The sequence below is a fragment of the Streptomyces sp. PA03-6a genome, assembly GCF_033792765.1.
Taxonomy (GTDB): Bacteria; Actinomycetota; Actinomycetes; order Streptomycetales; family Streptomycetaceae; genus Actinacidiphila.
Map to the genome: position 1 here is coordinate 1 of NZ_JARAVK010000163.1, position 20,747 is coordinate 20,747.

A 20,747-nucleotide genomic window follows, 5' to 3' on the forward strand; every position below is an offset into this window, starting at 1 on the left:
CCCCCGTACCAGCCCCCGCCCGGTGGCGGCTCGCCCTACGACCAGCCGCCCCCGGGCTACGGCGGCGGCGACCCCTACGCCGGTGGCCCGTACGGCGCGGGCGAGCCCGATCCCCTGGCCGGGATGCCCCCGCTGGCGCACCGGGGGCGCAGGCTGCTCGCGCGCATCGTCGACGGGCTGATCATCGGCATCCCGGTCTACGGCCTCACCGGGCTGATCTGGGACTACGACTACAACGCCACCGGCGCGGTGTTCTCCCAGGGCGTCATCTACGCCGTGATCTACCTGGCCTACCAGGTGTTCATGCTCGCCAGGTCCGGGCAGAGCCTCGGCAAGAAGCTGCTCAAGGTGCGCGTGGGCATGCTCGCCGACGGCACCAATCCGACGACCCCGGCGGCGCTGAAGCGGGAGTCGGTCTACTCCCTGGTGCCGATCATCCCGTGCTGTGGTGAGATCTTCTGGATCATCGAAGTGCTCTGGTGCACCTGGGACAAGCCGTACCGTCAGTGCCTGCACGACAAAGCGGGGCAAACCGTGGTGGTTTCGGTGGAGTAAGGCACGCTGTGGGGTGATCGTCGCAGGGCCGTGACCATCACCGTCTATGCGCCGTCATGCCCGGCTGATTTACTCACTGCATGAGTTCGAATCAACCGCCCGGCTACGGTTACCCGCAGGGCGGCTCGGGGGGCCAGGACCCGTACGGGCAGAACCCGTACGGACAGCAGCCGCACCCCCAGGGCCAGAACCCTTACGACCAGCAGCCGTTCCCGCAGCAGCAGTCGCCCTACGCCTATCCGCAGCAGGGGCCCGGTTACGGCCAGATGCCGACGGACCCGGCCCTGGCGGGCATGCCCCCGCTGGCCGGCAGCGGCCAGCGCTTCCTCGCCCGGCTCATCGACGGCGGCATCTTCCTCGTCGCGCTCATCATCCTGATGGTCGCCACGAGCACCTCCTTCACGGACACCGGCGCGTTCCTCGGCATCGAGCTGCTCGTCTTCGCGGGCGCGTTCGCGTACGAGGGCCTGATGCTCCAGTCGACGGGTCAGACCATCGGCAAGAAGGTCATGAAGATCCGCGTCGCCAAGCTGGCCGACGGCAGCCCGCCCGGCAGTGCCGCCTGGGGCCGCGCGGCGGTCTACTCCTTCATCGGCATCGTGCCGTGCGTGGGCTCCATCCTGTCGCTGCTCAACGTCCTGTGGCACCTGTGGGACAAGCCGTACCGCCAGTGCTGGCACGACAAGGCGGCCAAGACCGTCGTCGTCCAGGCCTGACACCCGCACTGACGAAGACGACGGCCCCGGAGCGGATGCTCCGGGGCCGTCGGCGTGATCTGCGGGGGTGCGGGTTCAGCGCCGCAGCGAGTGCTCCCCCAGCCGGGGTTCGGCGGCGCCGCGGACGCGGGGTCGTGGCACCGGCTGCTGTACGGCGGGCAGTTCGCGCCTCGTGCGGCGCGTGCCGGCCGGGATCGCCGCCGTCACGGCGACCAGGACACCGAGCGTCAGTCCTGCCGCGGCGATGACCGCCACCGCGACGCCCGATCTCGCCTCGGAGAGCAGCAGCATCGCGAGGGTGGAGAGCACCACGGTCGCGGAACCGTAGGTCAGCTGGGCGGGGGTGGGACGTGGCATGGCTGATCCGTCCTCATATACGACGATTGTGGCGGAGCGTCGGCCAGGGCCGTCTTCCCGGTGGTTCAGACGTGGCACGCCAACCACCGACTCTACGGTGCGAGATGCCCGCACGGAACGCCCGGTAAGCGTGACCTAACCCACGGTGCGGAAGCACGGGGGGCGCACGGGGTCGCATCGCGATCTTCCCCGGGACGCAACGAACCTGCGGCGAAATGGAGTTGCGCAGGCCGATGTGTCCGCTATGCGCAACGGATCGGTCGCTCACCGTACTTGTCGGTCATGGCCAAGTCAAGATCTGTCTTTTCATCCGTCACTCCGGTGCAATGGCTTCACCCTAGGGAGGTCAATACATCGTGATAAGCCAACGACGGACCATCAGATCCGCCGCTCTGGCCGTGGCGATCGCCGCAATAGGCGCCACCGCCTTCCCCGTCGCGGCAGCCCAGGCCGACCCGCAGGCCGGTCGCGTCGTGCGGCACGACCCGGCGAAGGCGGAGCGCGTCGAGCACGATCTGAAGGGCCCGCTGAGCGAGCGCCAGTCCGCCCAGCGCCAGCAGGCGATCGAGCAGGTCATCTCGGGCAAGTCCAAGGTCGAGGACCGCGGTGCCTCGGATGTGGTCAAGCTCGGCAAGAACAAGTACGTCGAACTCGGGCGCGAGAAGACCGACAAGATCTTCGTGATCCTCGCCGAGTTCGGGACCAAGACCGACCCGCAGTACGGCGGTACGACCGGTCCCGCGCACAACCAGATAGCCAAGCCCGACCGCCGCAAGGACAACAGCACGGCGTGGCAGGCGGACTACAACAAGCAGCACTTCCAGGACCTGTACTTCTCCAAGGCCTCCGGCAAGGAGTCGATGGCGAAGTACTACGAGAAGCAGTCCTCCGGCCGCTACTCGGTCGCCGGCGAGGTCGCCGACTGGGTCAAGGTCGACTGGAACGAGGCCCGGTACGGCAGCAACAAGTGCGACACCTGCACCTGGAACCTCGTCGCGGACGCGGTGAACAAGTGGGTCGACGCGCGCAAGGCCGCCGGTGACTCCGCCGCCACGATCAAGGCGAAGCTGGCCGAGTACGACCAGTGGGACCGCTACGACTACGACGGCGACGGCAACTTCAACGAGTCCGACGGCTACATCGACCACTTCCAGATCGTGCACGCCGGTGAGGACGAGTCCGCCGGCGGCGGCGCCCAGGGCGAGGACGCGATCTGGGCCCACCGCTGGTACGCGTTCGGCACGGACGCCGGCGCCACCGGCCCGGCGGGCAACCTGCTCGGTGGTACCCAGATCGGCGACACCGGCGTCTGGGTCGGCGACTACACCGTCCAGCCGGAGAACGGCGGCCTCGGGGTCTTCGCCCACGAGTTCGGTCACGACCTCGGTCTGCCGGACCACTACGACACCACCAACACCGCCGAGAACTCCACCGGCTTCTGGACGCTGATGTCGTCCGGTTCCTGGCTCGGCACCGGCAAGGACACCATCGGCGACCTGCCCGGCGACATGACCGCCTGGGACAAGCTGCAGCTGGGCTGGCTGAACTACAGCACCGCCAAGGCCGGCAAGGTCGGGATCAGCACCCTCGGCGTCGCGGAGTACAACACCGCGAGGAAGCAGGGCCTGGTCGTCACGCTGCCGAAGAAGACCGTGACCACCGAGCTGGCGACCCCGGCCGAGGGCGCGAAGCAGTGGTGGAGCGGCAGCGGTGACAACCTGAGCAACACCCTCACCCGTGACGTCGACCTCACGGGCAAGACCTCGGCGAGCCTGTCCCTCAAGGGCTGGTACGACATCGAGGAGAACTACGACTACCTCTACACCGAGGTGTCCACCGACGGCGGCGCCAACTGGACCGCGATCGACGGCACCATCGGCGGCGCCCCGCTCCCGCGCGACGCCAGCGACAAGCCGGCCCTGACCGGCACCGCGGCCTCCTACCAGGACATGGTGCTCCCGCTGGACGCCTACGCGGGCACGTCGGTCAAGCTCCGCTTCCGCTACCAGTCCGACGGTGGCGTGGCCCAGAAGGGCTTCCTCGCCGACGCGATCACCCTGACCGCCGACGGGGCGACCCTGCTCAGCGACGGCGCCGAAGCCGGTGACAACGGCTGGACCGCGAACGGCTTCACGGTCAAGGGCTCCACGTTCTCCGAGGACTACGCGCAGTACTACATCGCGGAGAACCGGCAGTACGTCTCGTACGACACGACCCTGAAGGTCGGCCCCTACAACTTCGGCTGGGGTACCACCAAGGAGAACTGGGTCGAGCACTACGCGTACCAGAACGGCCTGCTGATCTGGCTGTGGGACACCTCGATGAACGACAACAACGTCAGCGCGCACCCGGGCGCCGGTCGGATCCTGCCGATCGACGCCCACCCCAAGGCGCTGAAGTGGAGCGACGGCACGCTGCAGCGCAACCGCGTGCAGTCCTACGACTCCACGTTCACCAAGGCCCGCACCGACGCCATCACCCTGCACAAGAACGGCGTCGCCACCAAGCTCCCGAGCCTGCCCGGCAACACGGTCTTCGACGACAAGAACTCCTACTGGTCCTCGGAGAACCCCACGGGCAGCGTGAAGGTGGCCCCGAGCAACACCAGCATCACGATCCTCCACGAGGCCCGGGACGGCAGCACCATCACCGTCCGGGTGGGTCCCTCCAAGAAGTGATCACGCTCCGCACGAAGTGACCTGATCGGCCCCCGTCCCCTGGTGGACGGGGGCCGATCTGCCGATCATGTGCTTATGGCCAGCGGCGGTTTCACCAGGCTTCCGAGCGGCGACGTCGTCGTGGCCCTCCGGTTGCCCTCGCCCGGCGGGGCCCCGGACGAGTACATCAGGGTCCTCGTCGTCTCGGCCAACCGCCAGCGCGCACTGACCCGCCTGCGGAACCTGGGCTTCCGGACCGTCCGTCTCGTCGGCAACATGGAGCCCCCCACGTCCGACGAGATCAACGCCGTCCTCCACCACCCCGACGGCCTCGTCTGGCGCCGCATCCCCTCGGCCCCCGCCGCCCCCTGGCAGTCCATCGCGGCGCTGCTGGGCCCGACGGTGCGCCGCTGAACCCGGGGTGCGGCCCCGGGGGCCGTCCTCCCGCCACCGGCCGTCAGGCCTGTCCGCGGACGACCGGCTTTCCGGACAGTTCGGCGCCGGCGGCGCGCAGCTCGTCCAGCGCCGACTCGGTCGTCCTCGCCATGACGCCCGCCGTCAGGTCGAGCAGCACCCGGGTGCGGAAGCCCTCCCGCACGGCGTCCAGCGCGGTCGCCCGCACGCAGTGGTCGGTGGCGATGCCGACCACGTCGACCTCCGCCACCCCGCGCTCGCGCAGCCACCGGGCCAGCCCGGTGCCGTTCTCGTCGGCACCCTCGAAGCCGCTGTACGCACCCGCGTACGCGCCCTTGTCGAAGACCGCCTCCACCGCGCCCGAGGCGACCGCCGGAGCGAAGTTGGGGTGGAAGCCGACGCCCTCGGTGCCGGCGGCGCAGTGCACCGGCCAGGTGTGGACGTAGTCGGGGTGGTCGGAGAAGTGGTCGCCGGGGGAGACGTGGTGGTCGCGAGTGGCCACGACGTGCCGGTAGCCGGCCGTGGCGTCCCCGATGAGGTCGGTGATGGCGGCGGCGACCTCGGAGCCGCCGGCGACCGCCAGGCTGCCGCCCTCGCAGAAGTCGTTCTGCACGTCCACGACGATCAGTGCGCGGTGCATGGTGGTCGGTCCCTTCCGGTCGCTGTCGCTTCGACTGTAGTGAGCGGCGGCCCTGCCGCGGCAGGGTGCCCCGGCCGATCAGTGGGTGATGTACTCGGTGTGCAGCGCCGGCTCGCCGCGCGACAGCTGGGTCGCGGACAGCGGCAGGGCGGCGCGCGCCTCGATGTGGCGGGTGCGGGCCGCGTCCAGCGGCTCCCGGTGCACGGTCTCGCCGCCCAGCACCAGCGGCACCAGCAACTGCCGGTCCGCCAGCGGTCCCGGGACCGGTCCGGTGCCGATCACCTCGGCCTCGGCGACCCCGTCGGCGTCCAGCCGCCGGGCCGCCCACTTGCGTCCGCCGATGCTGGTCTTGCCGCCCATGGACTTCTTGGCGACGGGCACCAGGGGCGCGCCCGGGTCGTCGGAGGTGGCCCGGGCGACCAGCTTGTAGACCATCGAGCAGGTCGGCTGCCCGCTGCCGGTCACCAGGGAGGTGCCGACCCCGTACGCGTCGACCGGCGCCGCGGCCAGCGAGGCGATCGCGTACTCGTCCAGGTCCGAGGTCACCACGATCCGGGTGTCCTTCGCCCCCAGGTCGTCCAGCTGCTGCCGCACCCGGTGGGCGAGCAGCAGCAGGTCCCCGGAGTCGATGCGCACCGCGCCGAGCTCGGGCCCGGCGATCTCCACGGCGGCCCGGACGGCCGTCGCCACGTCGAAGGTGTCGACCAGCAAGGTGGTGCCCCGGCCGAGCGACTCGACCTGGGCGGTGAAGGCGTCCCGCTCGTCGTCGTGGAGCAGGGTGAAGGCGTGCGCGCTGGTGCCGATGGTCGGCAGGCCGTAGCGGAACCCTGCGGCGAGGTTGCTGGAGGAGGCGAAGCCCCCGACGTAGGCGGCGCGGGAGGCCGCCACCGCCGCCAGTTCGTGGGTGCGGCGGGCGCCCATCTCCATCAGCGGGCGGCCCCCGGCGGCCACGGCCATCCGGGAGGCGGCGGCCGCGATCGCGGAGTCGTGGTTGAGGATCGACAGCACCACCGTCTCCAGCAGCACCGCCTCGGCGAAGGTGCCCTCGATCCGCATGACCGGCGAGCCGGGGAAGTACACCTCGCCCTCGGGGTAGCCGAGGACGTCGCCGCGGAAGCGGTAGCCGGCCAGCCATTCCAGCGTGGGCGCGTCCACGACGCGCTCCCGTTCCAGGAAGGCCAGGATGCGGTCGTCGAAGCGGAAGTTCTCCACGGCGTCCAGTACCCGTCCGGTGCCGCACACCACCCCGTACCGGCGCCCCTCGGGCAGCCGGCGGGTGAACACCTCGAACACCGAACGACGGTGGGCGGCGCCGCTGCGCAGCGCGGCCTGCAGCATGGTCAGCTCGTACCGGTCGGTGAACAGCGCGGTGGAGGGGACGGTGACGGGCAGCCCCAGGTCTGCAGTGCTCATGTCCGAGGATGCTACCCCCAACTCTCGTCAGAGTGACGATTTCTCGGAGGGCCGGTTTCCCTGTCGGCACGGTCTGGTGACAGCATGGGTCCCGTGAGTGTCGCCCCCGCAGAGATCGAACGGACCGAGTCGAGCGAGGCCCCCTTCGAGGTGCCGTCCCCGGACGTTCCCTGGGTGACTGTCGTCCACAACGACCCGGTCAATCTGATGAGCTACGTGACCTACGTCTTCCAGGCGTACTTCGGTTATCCGAAGGACAAGGCCACCAAACTCATGCTCGACGTGCACCACAAGGGCCGCGCCGTGGTCTCCAGCGGCACCCGCGAGGAGATGGAGCGCGACGTGCAGGCCATGCACGGCTACGGGCTGTGGGCCACCCTGACGCAGGACCGCTGAGGCCGCGAGACCACCGAGAAGACCACCGAGCCCCTGAGGGACGGCTGATACCGACATGCCCGGCTACTTCCAGACCGCTGCCGCAGGCGGCGCCGCCGTCGCGCTCGACGAGGTCGAGATCTCCATCCTGCGCAGCCTGGCCGTGCAGCTCCTGGAGCTGATCGGCCCCGGCGACGCCGCCGACGGCGCCGAACCGGCCGACCCGCTGGCCGAGCTGTTCGCCGAGGGCCCCACCCGGCCCCCGCAGGACCCGGCGCTCGCCCGGCTCTTCCCCGACGCCTACGAGGAGGAGGCGGACTCCTCGGACTTCCGCCGCTACACCGAGAACGACCTGCGCACCCGCAAGCGCGGCGACGCGCTCGCCGTCGTCCGCAGCCTCGACGCGCTGACCCCCGGCGGCGACGGGGGAGCGGTGCTCAGCCTCGACGCGGAGCAGGCGCGCCGGTGGCTCGGCACCCTCAACGACCTGCGGCTGACCATGGGGACCCGGCTGGAGGTCAGCGAGGACGAGGACAGCGAGCTGTACCGGCTGCCCGACTCCGACCCGCGCAAGCCGCTCGTCATGGCCTACCTCTGGCTCGGGGCGCTCCAGGAGAGCCTCGTGGAGACCCTCATGCCGTGATCCGGGCGGCGTCCGTTCGCTCAGACGACGCTCAATTCCGGATAACGATCACGTCACCGCAGCGGACCGCATTCCCATTCGGCGCACCTTTTGTCCGCTTCTTCCTGTGCCATGTGCCACATTTGCGCTGCGTGCCCGGCGCACACCCCGTGATACGAATCCTCGACCACCGGCCGTGACGCCACCCCTGTCACGGTCGGTCGCGTGGCCGGCTGACCCCGGCGTGCACCTCCACCATCCGGGGGGATCGGAACCCGATCCGGGCCGTCGCGGCCGGACGGGCATGGAGAAAGGCACAGCACCATGACCTCGACGCAGGTCGAGCAGTACGAATCCGGCGGCGGCGCCACGGGGGCCGCGCCGGAAGAGGGCTACAAGCGGGGACTCAGCGCCCGTCAGGTCCAGATGATCGCCATCGGCGGCGCCATCGGCACCGGCCTGTTCTACGGCTCCAGCAAGGGCATCGCCGCCATCGGGCCCAGCCTGATCGCCTGTTACACGGCCGCCGGCATCGTGATCTTCTTCATCATGCGGGCCCTCGGCGAGCTCCTCACCTACCGCCCCACCTCCGGCAGCTTCGCCGACTACGCCCGTGAGTTCTTCGGGCCGTTCGCCGGCTTCGCCACCGGCTGGTCGTACTGGGCCCTGTGGGTCACCGCCTGCATGTCCGAGGTCACCGTCGCGGGCGCCTACATCAACTTCTGGTGGCCGTCGGTCCCCGTCTGGTCCACCGCCGCGGTCGCCCTCGTGGTGCTCTTCGTCGGCAACCTCGTCTCGGTCAAGATCTTCGGCGAGCTGGAGTTCTGGTTCTCCACGATCAAGGTCACCGCGATCGTCGCGATGATCGTCATCGGCGTCGGCATCCTGACCTTCGGCTTCTCCTCCGCCGGCGACACCGCGTCCGTCACCCACCTGTGGGCCGACGGCGGCTTCGCCCCCAACGGCGCCTGGCAGGCCATGCTCGCCATGCAGGGCGTGATCTTCGCCTACCTCGGCGTCGAACTGGTCGGCATCACCGCAGGCGAGGCCGAGAACCCCAAGCAGACCCTGCGCAAGGCGATCAACACCCTGCCGGTCCGCATCGGCATCTTCTACGTCGGCACGCTGATCGTGCTGCTGTCGGTCTTCTCCTGGACCAAGTACACCTCGGGCGTCAGCCCCTTCGTCCAGGTCTTCGCCCAGGTCGGCATCCCCGGCGCCGCCGGGATCATGAACTTCGTGGTCCTCACCGCCGCCCTGTCCTCCTGCAACTCCGGCATCTACTCCACCGGCCGCATGCTGCGCGGCCTGGCCGTCAACGGCGAGGCGCCCAAGGCCGTGGCCAAGCTCAGCGACCGGCAACTCCCGCTGCCCGCGCTCGTGATGTCCACCCTCTTCATGGGCATCGGCGTCATCGTCAACGTCGTCTCCCCGGACAAGGCGTTCGTCTACATCACCTCCGTCGCGACCTGCGCCGGCCTGTGGACCTGGATCGTGATCCTCGCCGCGCACCTGCGCTACCGCGCCAAGGTCCGCGCCGGGCTGCTGCCCGCCGCCGACTTCCGGATGCCGGGCGCCCCGGTCACCAACTGGATCGCCATCGTGGCACTGCTCTCCGTCGTCGTCCTCATGGCGACCGACGCCGACACCCGCCTCGGCCTGTACGTCTGGCTCGTCTGGTCGGCCCTGCTCGGCATCGGCTACGTGGCCCTCAAGCGGCGCACCCCCCGCGACCCCGCCCTGGCCCTCGCCCAGGAGTAGTCCCGGGCCCGGCGTCTCAGCAGGTGGCCGCCGTACAGCCGTACGGCGGCCACCTTCTCTATCCTGACGACCATGCTGACCATCACCCGTGCCCTGCACGACGCACTCGTCGCCCACGCCCGCGCCGACCACCCCGACGAGGCCTGCGGCGTGATCGCGGGTCCGGCCGGCAGCGGCCGGCCCGAGCGGCACATCCCGATGCTCAACGCGGCCCGCTCGCCCACGTTCTACGAGTTCGACTCCACCGACCTGCTCAAGCTCTACCGGGAACTCGACGACCGCGACGAGGAGCCGGTGGTCATCTACCACTCCCACACCGCCACCGAGGCCTACCCCTCGCGCACCGACATCTCCTACGCCAACGAGCCCGGCGCCCACTACGTGCTGGTCTCCACCGCCGACACCGACGGCGCCGGCCCCTTCCAGTTCCGCTCGTTCCGCATCGTGGACGGCGAGGTCAGCGAGGAGCCGGTCGAGATCGTCGACCCCTCCATCTGAGACGCGACGGTCCGCATCCTGGGACACCCGTCTCTGGGGCCCGGGGGGAATCGATACGATGAGCCCATGGTTTCCCACGACGTGAGCGACACGGCGCCGGGCACGCTGCTCGTGGCGCGGCTGCACGTCGACCTGTGCCGCCTCGCCAGCGCGGCATGTACGTGCGCCTGAGCGCCGTCAGCCCGCGCAACCCCGCTTCCCGCCGTACTCACGCACCCACTGGAGCCGACGCATGGCCATCGAGGTCCGCATCCCGACCATCCTCCGCACGTACACCGACGGCGCCAAGGCCGTCGAAGGCAGCGGCAGCACCGTCGACGAACTCCTCGCCGACCTCGACACCCGCCACACCGGCATCCGCGAGCGCATCGTCGACGGCGGCGAGCTGCGGCGCTTCGTCAACGTCTACCTCAACGACGAGGACGTCCGCTTCCTGGACGGCATCGCCACCAAGCTCACCGACGGCGACAGCGTGACGATCCTCCCCGCGGTCGCCGGCGGCAGCGGCCTGCCGGCCGACCGCGTCGGCGGGCGCTGATGCGGTACGACAGCCCGCTGGCAGCCGTCGGCAACACCCCGCTGGTACGGCTGCCGCGCCTGTCACCCTCCGGCGAGGTGTCCGTCTGGGCCAAGCTGGAGGACCGCAACCCCACCGGCTCGGTCAAGGACCGCCCGGCACTGCACATGATCGAGCAGGCCGAGCGCGCCGGCCGGCTCACCCCCGGCTGCACGATCCTCGAACCCACCTCCGGCAACACCGGCATCTCGCTCGCCATGGCGGCCCGGCTCAAGGGCTACCGCATGGTCTGCGTCATGCCCGAGAACACCTCGTCCGAGCGGCGCGAACTGCTCACGATGTGGGGCGCCGAGATCATCCCCTCCCCGGCCGCCGGCGGCTCCAACACCGCCGTCCGCGTCGCCAAGGAACTGGCCGCCGAGCACCCCGACTGGGTGATGCTCTACCAGTACGGCAACCCGGACAACGCCGGCGCCCACTACGCCACGACCGGCCCGGAGATCCTGACCGACCTCCCCTCCGTCACCCACTTCGTCGCCGGGCTCGGCACCACCGGCACCCTCATGGGCGTCGGCCGCTACCTGCGCGAGAAGGTCCCCGGCGTGCAGATCGTCGCCGCCGAGCCCCGCTACGACGACCTCGTCTACGGACTGCGCAACCTCGACGAGGGCTTCATCCCCGAGCTCTACGACGAGTCCGTCCTCACCACCCGCTTCTCCGTTGGCTCCGAGGACGCCGTCCGCCGCACCCGCGAACTGCTCCAGCAGGAGGGCATCTTCGCCGGCGTCTCCACCGGAGCCGCCCTCCACGCCGCCCTCGGCGTGGCCCGCAAGGCCGAACGCGCCGGGGAGCGCGCCGACATCGTGTTCGTCGTCGCCGACGGCGGCTGGAAGTACCTGTCGACCGGCATCTACACCGCCGCGTCCACCGAGGCGGCCGTCGCCGCCCTGCACGGCCAGCTCTGGGCCTGATCCTCCCCCCACGGCGCCCTCGCCCCGCCGGACTTCCGGCGACGAGGGCGCCGTACTGGTGATTCCGCCCACAACGGGGCTCCGCAGAGGAGCACGCGCACGCCGTGCGCCTTACGCTCAAGAGCACATGGCGGGTCGCTCCCGCCCCTCCCCCCTCCCCCTGCGGAGCGGGGGCGTCGTGGCGCGCCAACGCAAGACCCCCGGAACAATCCACGGAGGTTTCTGCACATGAAGCTCACCGTCGTCGGCTGCTCGGGGTCGTTCCCGTCCGCGGAATCGGCCTGCTCGAGCTACCTCATCGAGGCCGACGGCTTCCGGCTGCTCCTCGACATGGGCAACGGCGCCCTCGGCGAGCTGCAGCGCCACTGCGGTCTGTACGACCTCGACGCCATCCTGCTGAGCCATCTGCACGCCGACCACTGCATCGACATGTGCGCCTACTTCGTCGCGCGCTACTACCGCCACGAGGGCGGCCCCGCCCACGCCATCCCCGTCTACGGGCCCGAGGGCACCGAACGGCGGCTGGCCAGCGCGTACGGGGACGTGCCCGACGAGAAGTGCATGAGCGAGGTCTTCGACTTCCGCACCCTCGAACCCGGCACCTTCCGCCTCGGCCCCTTCACCATCACCGCGGACGTCGTCAGCCACCCCGTCGAGGCGTACGGCTTCCGTGTCGAGCACGCCGGTCGCGCCATCACCTATTCGGGGGACACCGGTCCCTGCGACGCGCTGCTGACCCTCAGCGAGGGCACCGACCTCCTCCTGTGCGAGGCCTCCTTCACGCACGGCAAGGAGGACATCCCCGACCTGCACCTCAACGGCCGCGAGGCCGGCCAGTACGCGGACCGCGCGGGGGCCGGGCGACTGCTGCTCACCCACATCCCGCCGTGGACCGACCCGCGGACCAACCTCGAGCACGCCCGCGAGGTCTACGACGGCCCGGTCGAGGTGGCGAAGGCCGGCGCGGTCTACGAGGTCTGAGCGCCCCCGCCCGAAGCAGCACGAAGCCCCCGGAACCAGACCTTCGGTTCCGGGGGCTTCGTCGTGTGCCGCGCCGGGCGCTACGCCTTGACGAGGTCCTCGTTCTCCTCCTCGGGCTCGCGGCCCGGGGTGGGGAGGTTGAACTTGGTGATCGCGAAGCGGAAGACCACGTAGTAGATCACCGAGAAGACGAGTCCGATCGGGATGATCAGCCACGGCTTGGTCGACAGGTTCCAGTTGAGCAGGTAGTCGATGGCGCCGGCCGAGAACGTGAAGCCGGCATGGACACCGAAGGCCCAGGTCACGGCCATGGACAGCGCGGTGAGCACCGCGTGGATCGCGTAGAGCAGCGGTGCGATGAACATGAAGGAGAACTCGATCGGCTCGGTGACACCGGTGACGAAGGAGGTCAGCGCGAGCGAGATCATCATGCCCATGACGGCCTTGCGGCGCTCCGGACGGGCCGTGTGCGCGATGGCCAGGGCGGCGGCCGGGAGGCCGAACATCATGATCGGGAAGAAGCCGGTCATGAACTGCCCGGCACCGGGGTCGCCGGCGAAGAAGCGGCTCAGGTCGCCGTGGACGACGGTGCCCGCGGAGTTGGTGAAGTCACCCAGCTGGAACCAGGCCACCGAGTTCACGAACTGGTGCATGCCGATCGGGATCAGCGCACGGTTGATCAGACCGAACAGCGCGGCGCCGACCGAGCCGAGACCGGTCATCCACTCGCCGAAGTTGCTGATGACCTCGCCGATGGGCTCCCAGACCAGACCGAAGAACACACCGACCAGGACGCCGACGAAGGCCATGATGATGGGCACGAGGCGGCGGCCGTTGAAGAAGCCGAGCCAGTCCACCAGCTTCTTGCGGTGGTAGCGCTGCCACAGGACGGCAGCGAGCAGACCCATGATGATGCCGCCGAGCACACCGGGGTTGTTGTAGGTGGCGGGGATGTCCGCGCCGGCCTGGATCTTGGCCTCGGTGACCGGGAAGGCCTTCAGGACGTTGCTGTAGACCAGGAAGCCGACCAGTGCGGCGAGGGCGGTCGAGCCGTCGGCCTTCTTGGCGAAGCCGATGGCGACGCCGATGCAGAACAGCAGCGGCAGGTTGTCGAACACGGCGCCGCCGGCGGTGGCGAACACCGAGGCGACCTTGTCCCAGCCGAGGCCGTCCGCGCCGAAGACGTCGGGCTGGCCGAGACGGAGCAGAATGCCCGCCGCCGGCAGGACGGCGATCGGCAGCTGCAGGCTGCGGCCGACCTTCTGCAGGCCTTGGAAAAGGCCGGAGCCCCGCTTCTTCGCTGCGGGGGCCGCCGATGCGGTGGCGGTTGTCATGGGGGGTCCTCCTGGTCTAAACCACCGAATGGTGTAGACCAGTATTAACATGTAAGCGACGCGTCAAGGAAAGGCTCCTCCGGTGTGGTCTAGACCACACTCCTGAGCGTGGCGCCCCCGCTACGCCTTGACGTTGCCCTGCTCCATCTCCTCCGCGACCTCCTCAGGCTCACGCCCCGGCGTCGCCAGGTCGAACCTGGTGATCACGAAGCGGAAGAGCACGTAGTACACCGCCGCGAAGACCAGCCCGATCGGGACGATCAACCAGGGCTTCGTCGCCAGGTGCCAGTTGATGACGTAGTCGATCAGCCCCGCCGAGAAGCTGAAGCCGTCGTGCACGCCCAGCGCCCACGTCACCGCCATCGACACCCCCGTCAGCACCGCGTGGACCGCGTACAGCGCCGGCGCGATGAAGAGGAACGAGTACTCGATCGGCTCGGTGATGCCCGTCACGAACGAGGTCAGCGCCACCGACAGCATCAGGCCCCCGACCTCCTTGCGGCGGCCCGGGCGGGCGCAGTGCGTGATCGCCAGCGCGGCGGCCGGCAGGGCGAACATCATGATCGGGAAGAAGCCCGAGGTGAACTGCCCGGCCGTCGGGTCACCCGCCAGGAAACGCGTGATGTCCCCGTGCACCACCGTCCCGTCCGGCTTGGTGAAACTGCCGAACTGGAACCACACGAAGACGTTGAGGAACTGGTGCAGCCCCACCGTCAGCAGCGCCCGGTTCGCCACGCCGAAGATCCCCGCCCCGTACGAGCCCAGGTCCGTGAGCCACTGGCTGAAGGCGGTGAGCCCGGCACCGACCGGCGGCCAGACGAACACGCACAGCACCGCGAAGACGATCGCGACGAACGCCATGACGATCGGCACCAGCCGGCGCCCGTTGAAGAAGCCCAGCCAGTCCACCAGCCTCGTGCGGTGGTAGCGCTGCCAGAAGAACGCCGTCAGCAGCCCGATCACGATCCCGCCGAACACCCCCGGGTTCTGGTACGCCGCCGGAGCCGCCGCCGACGGCGTCCCCGGCGGGATGCACGCCCCGCTGATGGTGCTCGTCGCCAGGAACTCCGTCCCCGGCGGGCAGTCCTGCGGGAACTGGTGCAGCACCCCGTAGTAGACGAGGAAACCCGCGACCGCCGCTAGCGCCGTCGAACCGTCCGACTTCTTCGCCATCCCGATCGCGACACCCACCGCGAACAGCAGCGGCAGCCCCAGCGAACCGTCCAGCAGCGCCCCGCCCGCGCCGTCGAAGACCCTCGCCACGTTGTCCCAGCCCAGGCCCTTCGGGCCGAAGACGTCGTCCTGGCCCAGCCGGTTCAGGATGCCCGCCGCCGGCAGCACCGCGATCGGCAGCTGCAGACTCCGTCCCATCTTCTGCAGGCCCTGGAACAGGACACCGCTCCACTTCCGGCTCGGACGCGGGGCGGCTGCTGCGGCGGCGTCCGGACCCATGGGACTACCTCCCGGCAGGTAATGTGGTGTAGACCAGTTGCGGCACGGCTGCGTCACCCATGCATCCCCGCAAAAGCGGTCCGCCACTGCATTACGGTGTGAAATCGGACCGAACGGCCGAGACCAACCAGGAGTACAGATGGCCAGCAAGGCAGAGAAGATCGTCGCCGGGCTCGGCGGACTCGACAACATCGAAGAAGTCGAGGGCTGCATCACCCGTCTCCGCACCGAGGTCAAGGACGCCTCGCTCGTCGACGACGCCGCGCTCAAGGCCGCCGGAGCGCACGGCGTCGTCAAGATGGGCAACGCGATCCAGGTCGTCATCGGCACCGACGCCGACCCCATCGCCGCCGACATCGAGGACATGATGTGACCCGGCGCTGACCGCCGGGGCCACCCCCACCTCACCCGCAAGGGGCCCGTTCCCGGACCGGCACGGGCCCCGGGCCGCGCTACGACTAGGCTCGACGCCATGTCTCGTATCGACGGCCGCACCCCCGAAGAGCTCCGCCCCGTCACCATCCAGCGCGGCTGGAGCAAGCACGCCGAAGGATCCGTCCTCGTCTCCTTCGGCGACACCAAGGTCCTCTGCACCGCATCCGTCACCGAGGGCGTCCCCCGCTGGCGCAAGGGCAGCGGCGAAGGCTGGGTCACCGCCGAGTACGCCATGCTGCCCCGCGCCACCAACACCCGAGGCGACCGCGAGTCCGTCCGCGGCAAGATCGGCGGCCGCACCCACGAGATCTCCCGCCTCATCGGCCGCTCCCTGCGCGCCGTCATCGACTACAAGGCGCTCGGAGAGAACACCGTCGTCCTCGACTGCGACGTCCTCCAGGCCGACGGCGGCACCCGCACCGCCGCCATCACCGGCGCCTACGTCGCCCTCGCCGACGCCGTCACCTGGATGCACGGCCGCAAGATCCTCCGCGCCAAGGCCCAGCCCCTCAACGGCACCGTCAGCGCCGTCAGCGTCGGCATCATCGACGGCGTCCCCATGCTCGACCTCTGCTACGAGGAGGACGTCCGCGCCGAGACCGACATGAACGTCGTCTGCACCGGCGACGGCCGCTTCGTCGAGGTCCAGGGCACCGCCGAAGGCCAGCCCTTCGACCGCAAGGAACTCAACAGCCTCCTCGACCTCGCCGTCGCCGGCTGCGCCGAACTCGACGCGCTCCAGCGCGCCGCCCTCGCCGACCTCGAACAGATCACCAAGAACTGACAAAGAGCACGTCTGCAAAACGCAACCCGAGGACGGCGCGGTGCGTATGTAAAGGTATGCACCCACGCACCCGCCGCCTCGCGGCGCTCGCCACCGCGGCCGCCCTCGGCACCACCGTCCTCATCGGCTGCAGCGCCGTCGACGCCGTCGACAAGGCGCTCGACTGCGCCAACGTCGCAGCCCAGGTCGCCACCGACGTTCAGAACCTGCAGAACGCCGTCAGCAACGCCGGCAACAGCCCCCAGGACGCCGCCAACGCCCTCGACCAGATCGCCGACGACCTCGCCGACCTCGGCGACAAGACCGGCAACGCCGACGTCAACACCGCCGTGGGCAACCTCCAGCAGGCCGTCGAGAACGCACAGAAGGCCGCCGAGAACGGAGACGTCCCCGACATCACCCCCGTCGCCGACGCCGCATCCGAACTCTCCAAGGTCTGCACCCCCGGCTGACGGGATAATCGGACCATGCCGCACACCCGCCTGGTCCTCGCCACCCGCAACGCCCACAAGGTCGCCGAACTCCACGCCATCCTGGCCGACGCCGGACTCGGCGTGGAGCTCGTCGGCGCCGACGCCTACCCCGAGATCCCCGACGTCCGCGAAACCGGCGTCACCTTCGCCGAGAACGCCCTCCTCAAGGCCCACGCCCTCGCCCAGGCCACCGGCCTCCCCGCCGTCGCCGACGACTCCGGCCTCTGCGTCGACGTCCTCGGCGGCGCCCCCGGCATCTTCTCCGCCCGCTGGGCCGGCAAGCACGGCGACGACCGCGCCAACCTCGAACTCCTCCTCGCCCAGCTCTCCGACATCGACACCCCCCACCGCGCCGCCCACTTCATGTGCGCCGCCGCCCTCGCCCTCCCCGACGGCACCGAACGCGTCGTCGAGGGCCGCCTCCTCGGCACGCTGCGCTTCGAGCCCCACGGCGCGAACGGCTTCGGCTACGACCCGATCCTCCAGCCGCTCGGCGAGTCCCGGACCTGCGCCGAACTCACCGCGGAGGAGAAGAACGCCATCAGCCACCGCGGCCTGGCCTTCCGGGGCCTGGTGCCGGTGGTGCGGGAACTGGTGGGGTGAGTGCGTACGGACGTGGCCTGCGCATCCACTTTGGATTCGCAGGCCACGAATGGTGCGGCGGAAGGGATTCGAACCCTCAAGCCCGGTCAAGGGCCACAGATCCTAAGTCTGCTGCGTCGCCATTGCGCCACCGCCGCTAGCCGCCACCCATGGTAACGGGTGGCGGCCACGGGATCGCATACGGTTTACCGGCTCGGTGTGCGCCTGCCTCCTCGGCACCATGTGTCGGTGACGGCATGGCAGTTCGGGCAGAGCAGACGTAGGTTCTCCGCCCGGTCGTCCAGTCGGTCGCCGTTGATGTGATCCACTTCCAGAGTCATCGGCCTGCCGTGCCAGTTTTCGCCGGTGCCGCACTGTGCGCACCGGGAGGGTGTGCCGATTTCGGCGAGGGCCCTCCGCAGCAGCACGGCTTTGGTGCGGTAGCCGTCGGTGCGGGCGACCAGGATGGCGGCCGCGGGCTTCCTGGCGTTGGGTCCGTTCCTGTTGCCGTGTGCCTGCCCCAGGAAGTGGCCGGTGTCCAGTCCGTCTTCGGCCAGCCATGCGCGCAACAGCGCGCGGGTGCGGGTGTTGTCGGGCCTGTCGAGCCGCCGGAGGGTCTCGGCCACGGAAACGGAGTGCGCCACTGCCGCGCGGAGTTCTACGGACGTGGGGCGTGGGCGCTTGTGGCCTCTGCCGGAAGCGGGCCTGCGGAAATGGGAGACGTCGATGCCGAAATCACCGAACCGCTTCTCCAGGTAGCGGTGCAGCTTTCCATAGGGAGTCCTGCCGAGGAACGCCACGACCTCCTTCATGGAGTGGCACCGTGCCGCTGCCGCCTCGAGCAGTTCGCGGGTGTACGGGGTCCCGGCGCTCACCGGACCACGTCCCGGTCGCGCCGTTTGCCCCGGCCCCGGTAGGTGTCCGTCGTCGCGTGGCAGTTGGGGCACAGGAGGCGGAGATTGACCAGGCGGTTGTCCCGCCAGTTGCCGTCGAGGTGGTCGACCTCCAGGGTGAGCGGCCGTCCGCACCACACGGGCTCGGTTCCGCAGAGGGCGCAGCGTTCGGCGATCCCCCGGGCCAGCATCGCCCGCTTGAGCCGGTCACTGTGCACCCGGCGGGCTGTGTCCGCTTCCTGCCTGACCAGGATCTCGTCGTGCGACCGCCGGCCTGTGCCACGCGGCCTGGTGACGAAATGCGAGGTGTCGATGCCGAAGCCTCGGATGCGGCGGCTGATGTGTGTGTGCTGGCCTCCGACGACTTCCACTCCCAGATGGCGCAGCACCTCGTACATGTTGGCCGATGCGGCGACTGCTTCGGCGAGGAGGTCACGTGTCCAGCGGCCGCCTTCCCGCTCGAAGTGCGAGGTGTCCACACCCAGACGTCTCATCCGCTCCCGCAGGTAACCGCGGGTCGAACTCCTGGGGTCCACGCCCAGTCTCGTCAGCATCTCGGACAGCGTCCGCGAGGACGCCGCCGCCTCGGTGAGGAGTTCACGGGTGTAGGGGCTTGCGGGCACTGATATCCCCCCATGCGATCGTGTGTTGCACTTTCGCACGTTTTAACGACCCGCTTGTACGACGGTTACGCCGACCGGGATACGCCGAAGGGCGCCCGGAACGACACGTCGGGCGCCCTTCGGCGGGGAGGTGGGCTACGCGTCCTTGAGGACCTGGCGCTGGTGGCCGAGGCCGTCGATCTCGAGCTCGACGACGTCGCCGGCCCGGAGGTAGGGCTTGGGCTCGGGGCGGCCGAGGGCGACGCCGGCAGGGGTGCCGGTGTTGATGACGTCACCGGGGTAGAGGGTCATGAACTGGCTGACGTAGCGGACGACTTCGGCGACCGGGAAGATCTGGTCGGCGGTGCTGCCGTCCTGCTTGAGGTCGCCGTTGACCCACAGCCGCAGGCCCAGGGCCTGGGGGTCGGGGATCTCGTCGGCGGTGACGAGCCAGGGGCCGAGGGGGTTGAAGGTCTCGCAGTTCTTGCCCTTGTCCCACTGGCCGCCGCGTTCGATCTGGAAGGCGCGTTCGGAGACGTCGTGGGCGACGGCGTAGCCCGCGACGGCGGCGAGGGCTTCGGTGCCGTCGGCCGCGTAGCGCAGTTCGCGGCCGATGACGACGGCGAGTTCGACCTCCCAGTCGGTCTTGAGGCTGCCGCGGGGGACGAGGACGGTGTCGTCGGGGCCGACGACGGTGTCGGGGGCCTTCATGAACAGGATGGGCTCGTCGGGGACGGCGGCGCCGGTCTCGCGGGCGTGGTCGTGGTAGTTGAGGCCGATGCAGACGATCTTGCCGATGCGGCTGAGCGGGGGGCCGACGCGCAGGTCCTCGGGGTCGAGGGCGGGGAGGGTGGCGTCGGCGGCCGCGGTGCGGATGCGGGCGAGGGCGTCCGCGTCGGCGAGCAGGGGGCCGTCGATGTCGGGGGTGAGGGAGGACAGGTCGCGCAGGGTGCCGTCCTGGTCGAGCAGGGCCGGGCGTTCGGCTCCGGCGGGGCCGACTCGCAGCAGCTTCACAAGACTCTCCGGGTGTGGTCGGGGGGTGGTGGTCGTGGCCGAAGGTCGTGGCCGAGGTCATGTCCGGGGTCATGTCCGATGGGGGCGGTCATCGGAGGTCTTGGTTGATCCTCCAGCGGCGGGGGTGGCGTCCGCAACCCCTTGACCACGGTGTGGACGGTGCAGCCAGGCGCGTTCGGCGGCGGTCCAGGCGGTCGAGGTGGCGATGTAGAGCCCGGCGGCCGGGGGGACGATCGCGGCGGTGACGAGGGTGCCGAAGGAGAGCAGCGGCAGGTGCTTGGCGAGGCCCTGGGCGTCGGGGGCGGCCTTGCGGGCGCGGCGGTAGGACCAGTAGGCGACGGCGGCGACCACGAGGAGGATCGCGGCGTGGAGGGCGCCGGCGCGGTCGTCGCCGATCCGGGCGGCGGAGGAGGCGTGGTAGAGCACGAAGAAGGCGGGGAGTTGGAGGAGCGTGGGGAGCATGCCGGCGAAGGGGGAGGAGCCCTCGTCCGCGTAGAGGTCGGTCAGTGCGCGCTGGAGTTTCTGCGGGTCGCGCCCGTGCTTGTGGCGCAGTTCGGCGACGCGTGGGGCGAGGGCGGCGCGGGTCTTCTCGCCGCGGGCGGCGGCGCGGGCGAGCGGGTGGAGGGCGAGCCTGACGAGGACGGTGAACAGGACGATCGCGGCGGCTGGTGCGGCGGCGGGTCCGGTGAGGGGGGTGAGGG

At 70.1% G+C, this 20,747-nt stretch carries 25 protein-coding genes and 1 tRNA gene; 16 read left to right on the forward strand and 10 right to left on the reverse strand.

Annotated elements, in window-relative coordinates; translation table 11 throughout:
- Both PV350_RS31135 and PV350_RS31140 read left to right on the forward strand, forming a co-directional pair.
- Positions 1-555: RDD family protein (locus PV350_RS31135; protein WP_500337180.1), on the forward strand; the 555-nt coding region annotated here is incomplete at its 5' end.
- A gap of 80 nt (positions 556-635) precedes the next feature.
- Entirely contained in the window at positions 636-1,271 is a 636-nt protein-coding gene (locus tag PV350_RS31140) for an RDD family protein (protein WP_499512090.1), read from the forward strand.
- Positions 1,272-1,346: 75 nt separating this feature from the next.
- Here the strand turns inward: PV350_RS31140 and PV350_RS31145 are convergent, their stop codons facing one another.
- Positions 1,347-1,628: a hypothetical protein gene (locus tag PV350_RS31145; protein ID WP_499512089.1), complete on the reverse strand. Its 282-nt coding sequence runs from the start codon at positions 1,626-1,628 to the stop codon at positions 1,347-1,349.
- Between the two features lie 356 nt (positions 1,629-1,984).
- Here PV350_RS31145 and PV350_RS31150 point away from each other — a divergent pair, with 356 nt between their 5' ends.
- Both PV350_RS31150 and PV350_RS31155 read left to right on the forward strand, forming a co-directional pair.
- Positions 1,985-4,306 (forward strand): immune inhibitor A domain-containing protein, encoded by a 2,322-nt coding sequence (locus PV350_RS31150; RefSeq protein ID WP_499512088.1) that lies wholly within the window; start codon positions 1,985-1,987, stop codon positions 4,304-4,306.
- A 75-nt stretch (positions 4,307-4,381) separates the two neighbouring features.
- Positions 4,382-4,699, forward strand: coding sequence for a hypothetical protein (locus PV350_RS31155; protein ID WP_499512087.1), 318 nt, complete (start codon positions 4,382-4,384; stop codon positions 4,697-4,699).
- A 43-nt stretch (positions 4,700-4,742) separates the two neighbouring features.
- On the opposite strand, the gene PV350_RS31160 is transcribed toward PV350_RS31155, so the two are convergent.
- Entirely contained in the window at positions 4,743-5,339 is a 597-nt protein-coding gene (locus tag PV350_RS31160; RefSeq protein WP_500331281.1) for an isochorismatase family protein, read from the reverse strand.
- A gap of 78 nt (positions 5,340-5,417) precedes the next feature.
- Positions 5,418-6,752, reverse strand: a complete 1,335-nt coding sequence (locus PV350_RS31165; RefSeq protein ID WP_499512085.1) for a nicotinate phosphoribosyltransferase — start codon at positions 6,750-6,752, stop codon at positions 5,418-5,420.
- A gap of 84 nt (positions 6,753-6,836) precedes the next feature.
- Here PV350_RS31165 and clpS point away from each other — a divergent pair, with 84 nt between their 5' ends.
- The 8 genes from clpS (at position 6,837) to PV350_RS31205 (ending at position 12,477) form a co-directional block, all read left to right on the forward strand.
- Positions 6,837-7,148, forward strand: a complete 312-nt coding sequence (clpS, locus tag PV350_RS31170) for an ATP-dependent Clp protease adaptor ClpS (RefSeq protein WP_499512084.1) — start codon at positions 6,837-6,839, stop codon at positions 7,146-7,148.
- Between the two features lie 55 nt (positions 7,149-7,203).
- Complete coding sequence (locus tag PV350_RS31175; protein WP_499512083.1) at positions 7,204-7,770, forward strand: DUF2017 domain-containing protein; 567 nt, start codon at positions 7,204-7,206, stop codon at positions 7,768-7,770.
- A gap of 303 nt (positions 7,771-8,073) precedes the next feature.
- Complete coding sequence (locus PV350_RS31180; protein WP_500337181.1) at positions 8,074-9,510, forward strand: amino acid permease; 1,437 nt, start codon at positions 8,074-8,076, stop codon at positions 9,508-9,510.
- 72 nt (positions 9,511-9,582) lie between these two features.
- On the forward strand, positions 9,583-10,008 hold the full coding sequence (locus PV350_RS31185) for a M67 family metallopeptidase (RefSeq protein ID WP_500337182.1): 426 nt from the start codon (positions 9,583-9,585) through the stop codon (positions 10,006-10,008).
- A 66-nt stretch (positions 10,009-10,074) separates the two neighbouring features.
- Positions 10,075-10,179: a putative leader peptide gene (locus PV350_RS31190; protein ID WP_499512080.1), complete on the forward strand. Its 105-nt coding sequence runs from the start codon at positions 10,075-10,077 to the stop codon at positions 10,177-10,179.
- Positions 10,180-10,240: 61 nt separating this feature from the next.
- Entirely contained in the window at positions 10,241-10,546 is a 306-nt protein-coding gene (locus PV350_RS31195; protein WP_499512079.1) for a MoaD/ThiS family protein, read from the forward strand.
- Complete coding sequence (locus PV350_RS31200; protein ID WP_499512078.1) at positions 10,546-11,496, forward strand: PLP-dependent cysteine synthase family protein; 951 nt, start codon at positions 10,546-10,548, stop codon at positions 11,494-11,496. The genes PV350_RS31195 and PV350_RS31200 overlap by 1 nt, the downstream gene beginning before the upstream one ends.
- Positions 11,497-11,724: 228 nt before the next feature.
- Complete coding sequence (locus tag PV350_RS31205; protein WP_500337183.1) at positions 11,725-12,477, forward strand: MBL fold metallo-hydrolase; 753 nt, start codon at positions 11,725-11,727, stop codon at positions 12,475-12,477.
- Between the two features lie 80 nt (positions 12,478-12,557).
- Here PV350_RS31205 and PV350_RS31210 read toward each other — a convergent pair whose 3' ends face one another.
- Both PV350_RS31210 and PV350_RS31215 read right to left on the reverse strand, forming a co-directional pair.
- Positions 12,558-13,811, reverse strand: a complete 1,254-nt coding sequence (locus tag PV350_RS31210; protein WP_499512076.1) for a PTS transporter subunit IIBC family protein — start codon at positions 13,809-13,811, stop codon at positions 12,558-12,560.
- Positions 13,812-13,931: 120 nt separating this feature from the next.
- Positions 13,932-15,263: a PTS transporter subunit EIIC gene (locus PV350_RS31215; protein WP_499512075.1), complete on the reverse strand. Its 1,332-nt coding sequence runs from the start codon at positions 15,261-15,263 to the stop codon at positions 13,932-13,934.
- A gap of 139 nt (positions 15,264-15,402) precedes the next feature.
- On the opposite strand from PV350_RS31215, the gene PV350_RS31220 reads away from it, so the two are divergent.
- From PV350_RS31220 to rdgB, 4 genes are all read left to right on the forward strand, one after another.
- On the forward strand, positions 15,403-15,636 hold the full coding sequence (locus PV350_RS31220) for a PTS sugar transporter subunit IIB (protein ID WP_499512074.1): 234 nt from the start codon (positions 15,403-15,405) through the stop codon (positions 15,634-15,636).
- Between the two features lie 99 nt (positions 15,637-15,735).
- Complete coding sequence (rph, locus tag PV350_RS31225; protein WP_499512073.1) at positions 15,736-16,482, forward strand: ribonuclease PH; 747 nt, start codon at positions 15,736-15,738, stop codon at positions 16,480-16,482.
- Between the two features lie 56 nt (positions 16,483-16,538).
- Complete coding sequence (locus PV350_RS31230; RefSeq protein ID WP_499512072.1) at positions 16,539-16,934, forward strand: hypothetical protein; 396 nt, start codon at positions 16,539-16,541, stop codon at positions 16,932-16,934.
- A 15-nt stretch (positions 16,935-16,949) separates the two neighbouring features.
- Positions 16,950-17,558 carry a non-canonical purine NTP pyrophosphatase gene (gene rdgB / locus PV350_RS31235; protein WP_499512071.1) on the forward strand — a complete coding sequence of 203 codons (609 nt, stop codon included), beginning with the start codon at positions 16,950-16,952 and terminating at the stop codon, positions 17,556-17,558.
- Between the two features lie 50 nt (positions 17,559-17,608).
- On the opposite strand, the gene PV350_RS31240 is transcribed toward rdgB, so the two are convergent.
- The 5 genes from PV350_RS31240 to PV350_RS31260 all read right to left on the reverse strand — a co-directional run.
- A tRNA-Leu gene (locus tag PV350_RS31240) sits at positions 17,609-17,695 on the reverse strand.
- 48 nt (positions 17,696-17,743) lie between these two features.
- A complete protein-coding gene (locus tag PV350_RS31245) occupies positions 17,744-18,412 on the reverse strand; it encodes an HNH endonuclease signature motif containing protein (protein WP_500337184.1) in 669 nt (222 codons plus the stop codon).
- Positions 18,409-19,053 (reverse strand): HNH endonuclease signature motif containing protein, encoded by a 645-nt coding sequence (locus PV350_RS31250; RefSeq protein ID WP_500337185.1) that lies wholly within the window; start codon positions 19,051-19,053, stop codon positions 18,409-18,411. The genes PV350_RS31245 and PV350_RS31250 overlap by 4 nt, the downstream gene beginning before the upstream one ends.
- Positions 19,054-19,188: 135 nt before the next feature.
- On the reverse strand, positions 19,189-20,046 hold the full coding sequence (locus PV350_RS31255; protein WP_500337186.1) for a fumarylacetoacetate hydrolase family protein: 858 nt from the start codon (positions 20,044-20,046) through the stop codon (positions 19,189-19,191).
- A 69-nt stretch (positions 20,047-20,115) separates the two neighbouring features.
- Positions 20,116-20,747, reverse strand: a 632-nt coding sequence (locus tag PV350_RS31260; protein ID WP_500337187.1) for a YidC/Oxa1 family membrane protein insertase, incomplete at its 5' end; no start/stop codon positions are given.

What these genes read in the sequence shown, in the direction of transcription:
- PV350_RS31145 (WP_499512089.1), bottom strand. Translation starts at nt 1,628, where the DNA reads ATGCCACGTCCCACCCCCGCCCAGCTGACCTACGGTTCCGCGACCGTG.
- PV350_RS31200 (WP_499512078.1), top strand. Translation starts at nt 10,546, where the DNA reads ATGCGGTACGACAGCCCGCTGGCAGCCGTCGGCAACACCCCGCTGGTA.
- PV350_RS31195 (WP_499512079.1), top strand. Translation starts at nt 10,241, where the DNA reads ATGGCCATCGAGGTCCGCATCCCGACCATCCTCCGCACGTACACCGAC.
- PV350_RS31230 (WP_499512072.1), top strand. Translation starts at nt 16,539, where the DNA reads ATGCACCCACGCACCCGCCGCCTCGCGGCGCTCGCCACCGCGGCCGCC.
- PV350_RS31215 (WP_499512075.1), bottom strand. Translation starts at nt 15,263, where the DNA reads ATGGGTCCGGACGCCGCCGCAGCAGCCGCCCCGCGTCCGAGCCGGAAG.
- PV350_RS31220 (WP_499512074.1), top strand. Translation starts at nt 15,403, where the DNA reads ATGGCCAGCAAGGCAGAGAAGATCGTCGCCGGGCTCGGCGGACTCGAC.
- rph (WP_499512073.1), top strand. Translation starts at nt 15,736, where the DNA reads ATGTCTCGTATCGACGGCCGCACCCCCGAAGAGCTCCGCCCCGTCACC.
- PV350_RS31210 (WP_499512076.1), bottom strand. Translation starts at nt 13,811, where the DNA reads ATGACAACCGCCACCGCATCGGCGGCCCCCGCAGCGAAGAAGCGGGGC.
- PV350_RS31190 (WP_499512080.1), top strand. Translation starts at nt 10,075, where the DNA reads ATGGTTTCCCACGACGTGAGCGACACGGCGCCGGGCACGCTGCTCGTG.
- PV350_RS31155 (WP_499512087.1), top strand. Translation starts at nt 4,382, where the DNA reads ATGGCCAGCGGCGGTTTCACCAGGCTTCCGAGCGGCGACGTCGTCGTG.
- PV350_RS31180 (WP_500337181.1), top strand. Translation starts at nt 8,074, where the DNA reads ATGACCTCGACGCAGGTCGAGCAGTACGAATCCGGCGGCGGCGCCACG.
- PV350_RS31175 (WP_499512083.1), top strand. Translation starts at nt 7,204, where the DNA reads ATGCCCGGCTACTTCCAGACCGCTGCCGCAGGCGGCGCCGCCGTCGCG.
- PV350_RS31140 (WP_499512090.1), top strand. Translation starts at nt 636, where the DNA reads ATGAGTTCGAATCAACCGCCCGGCTACGGTTACCCGCAGGGCGGCTCG.
- PV350_RS31205 (WP_500337183.1), top strand. Translation starts at nt 11,725, where the DNA reads ATGAAGCTCACCGTCGTCGGCTGCTCGGGGTCGTTCCCGTCCGCGGAA.
- rdgB (WP_499512071.1), top strand. Translation starts at nt 16,950, where the DNA reads ATGCCGCACACCCGCCTGGTCCTCGCCACCCGCAACGCCCACAAGGTC.
- clpS (WP_499512084.1), top strand. Translation starts at nt 6,837, where the DNA reads ATGGGTCCCGTGAGTGTCGCCCCCGCAGAGATCGAACGGACCGAGTCG.
- PV350_RS31185 (WP_500337182.1), top strand. Translation starts at nt 9,583, where the DNA reads ATGCTGACCATCACCCGTGCCCTGCACGACGCACTCGTCGCCCACGCC.
- PV350_RS31165 (WP_499512085.1), bottom strand. Translation starts at nt 6,752, where the DNA reads ATGAGCACTGCAGACCTGGGGCTGCCCGTCACCGTCCCCTCCACCGCG.
- PV350_RS31160 (WP_500331281.1), bottom strand. Translation starts at nt 5,339, where the DNA reads ATGCACCGCGCACTGATCGTCGTGGACGTGCAGAACGACTTCTGCGAG.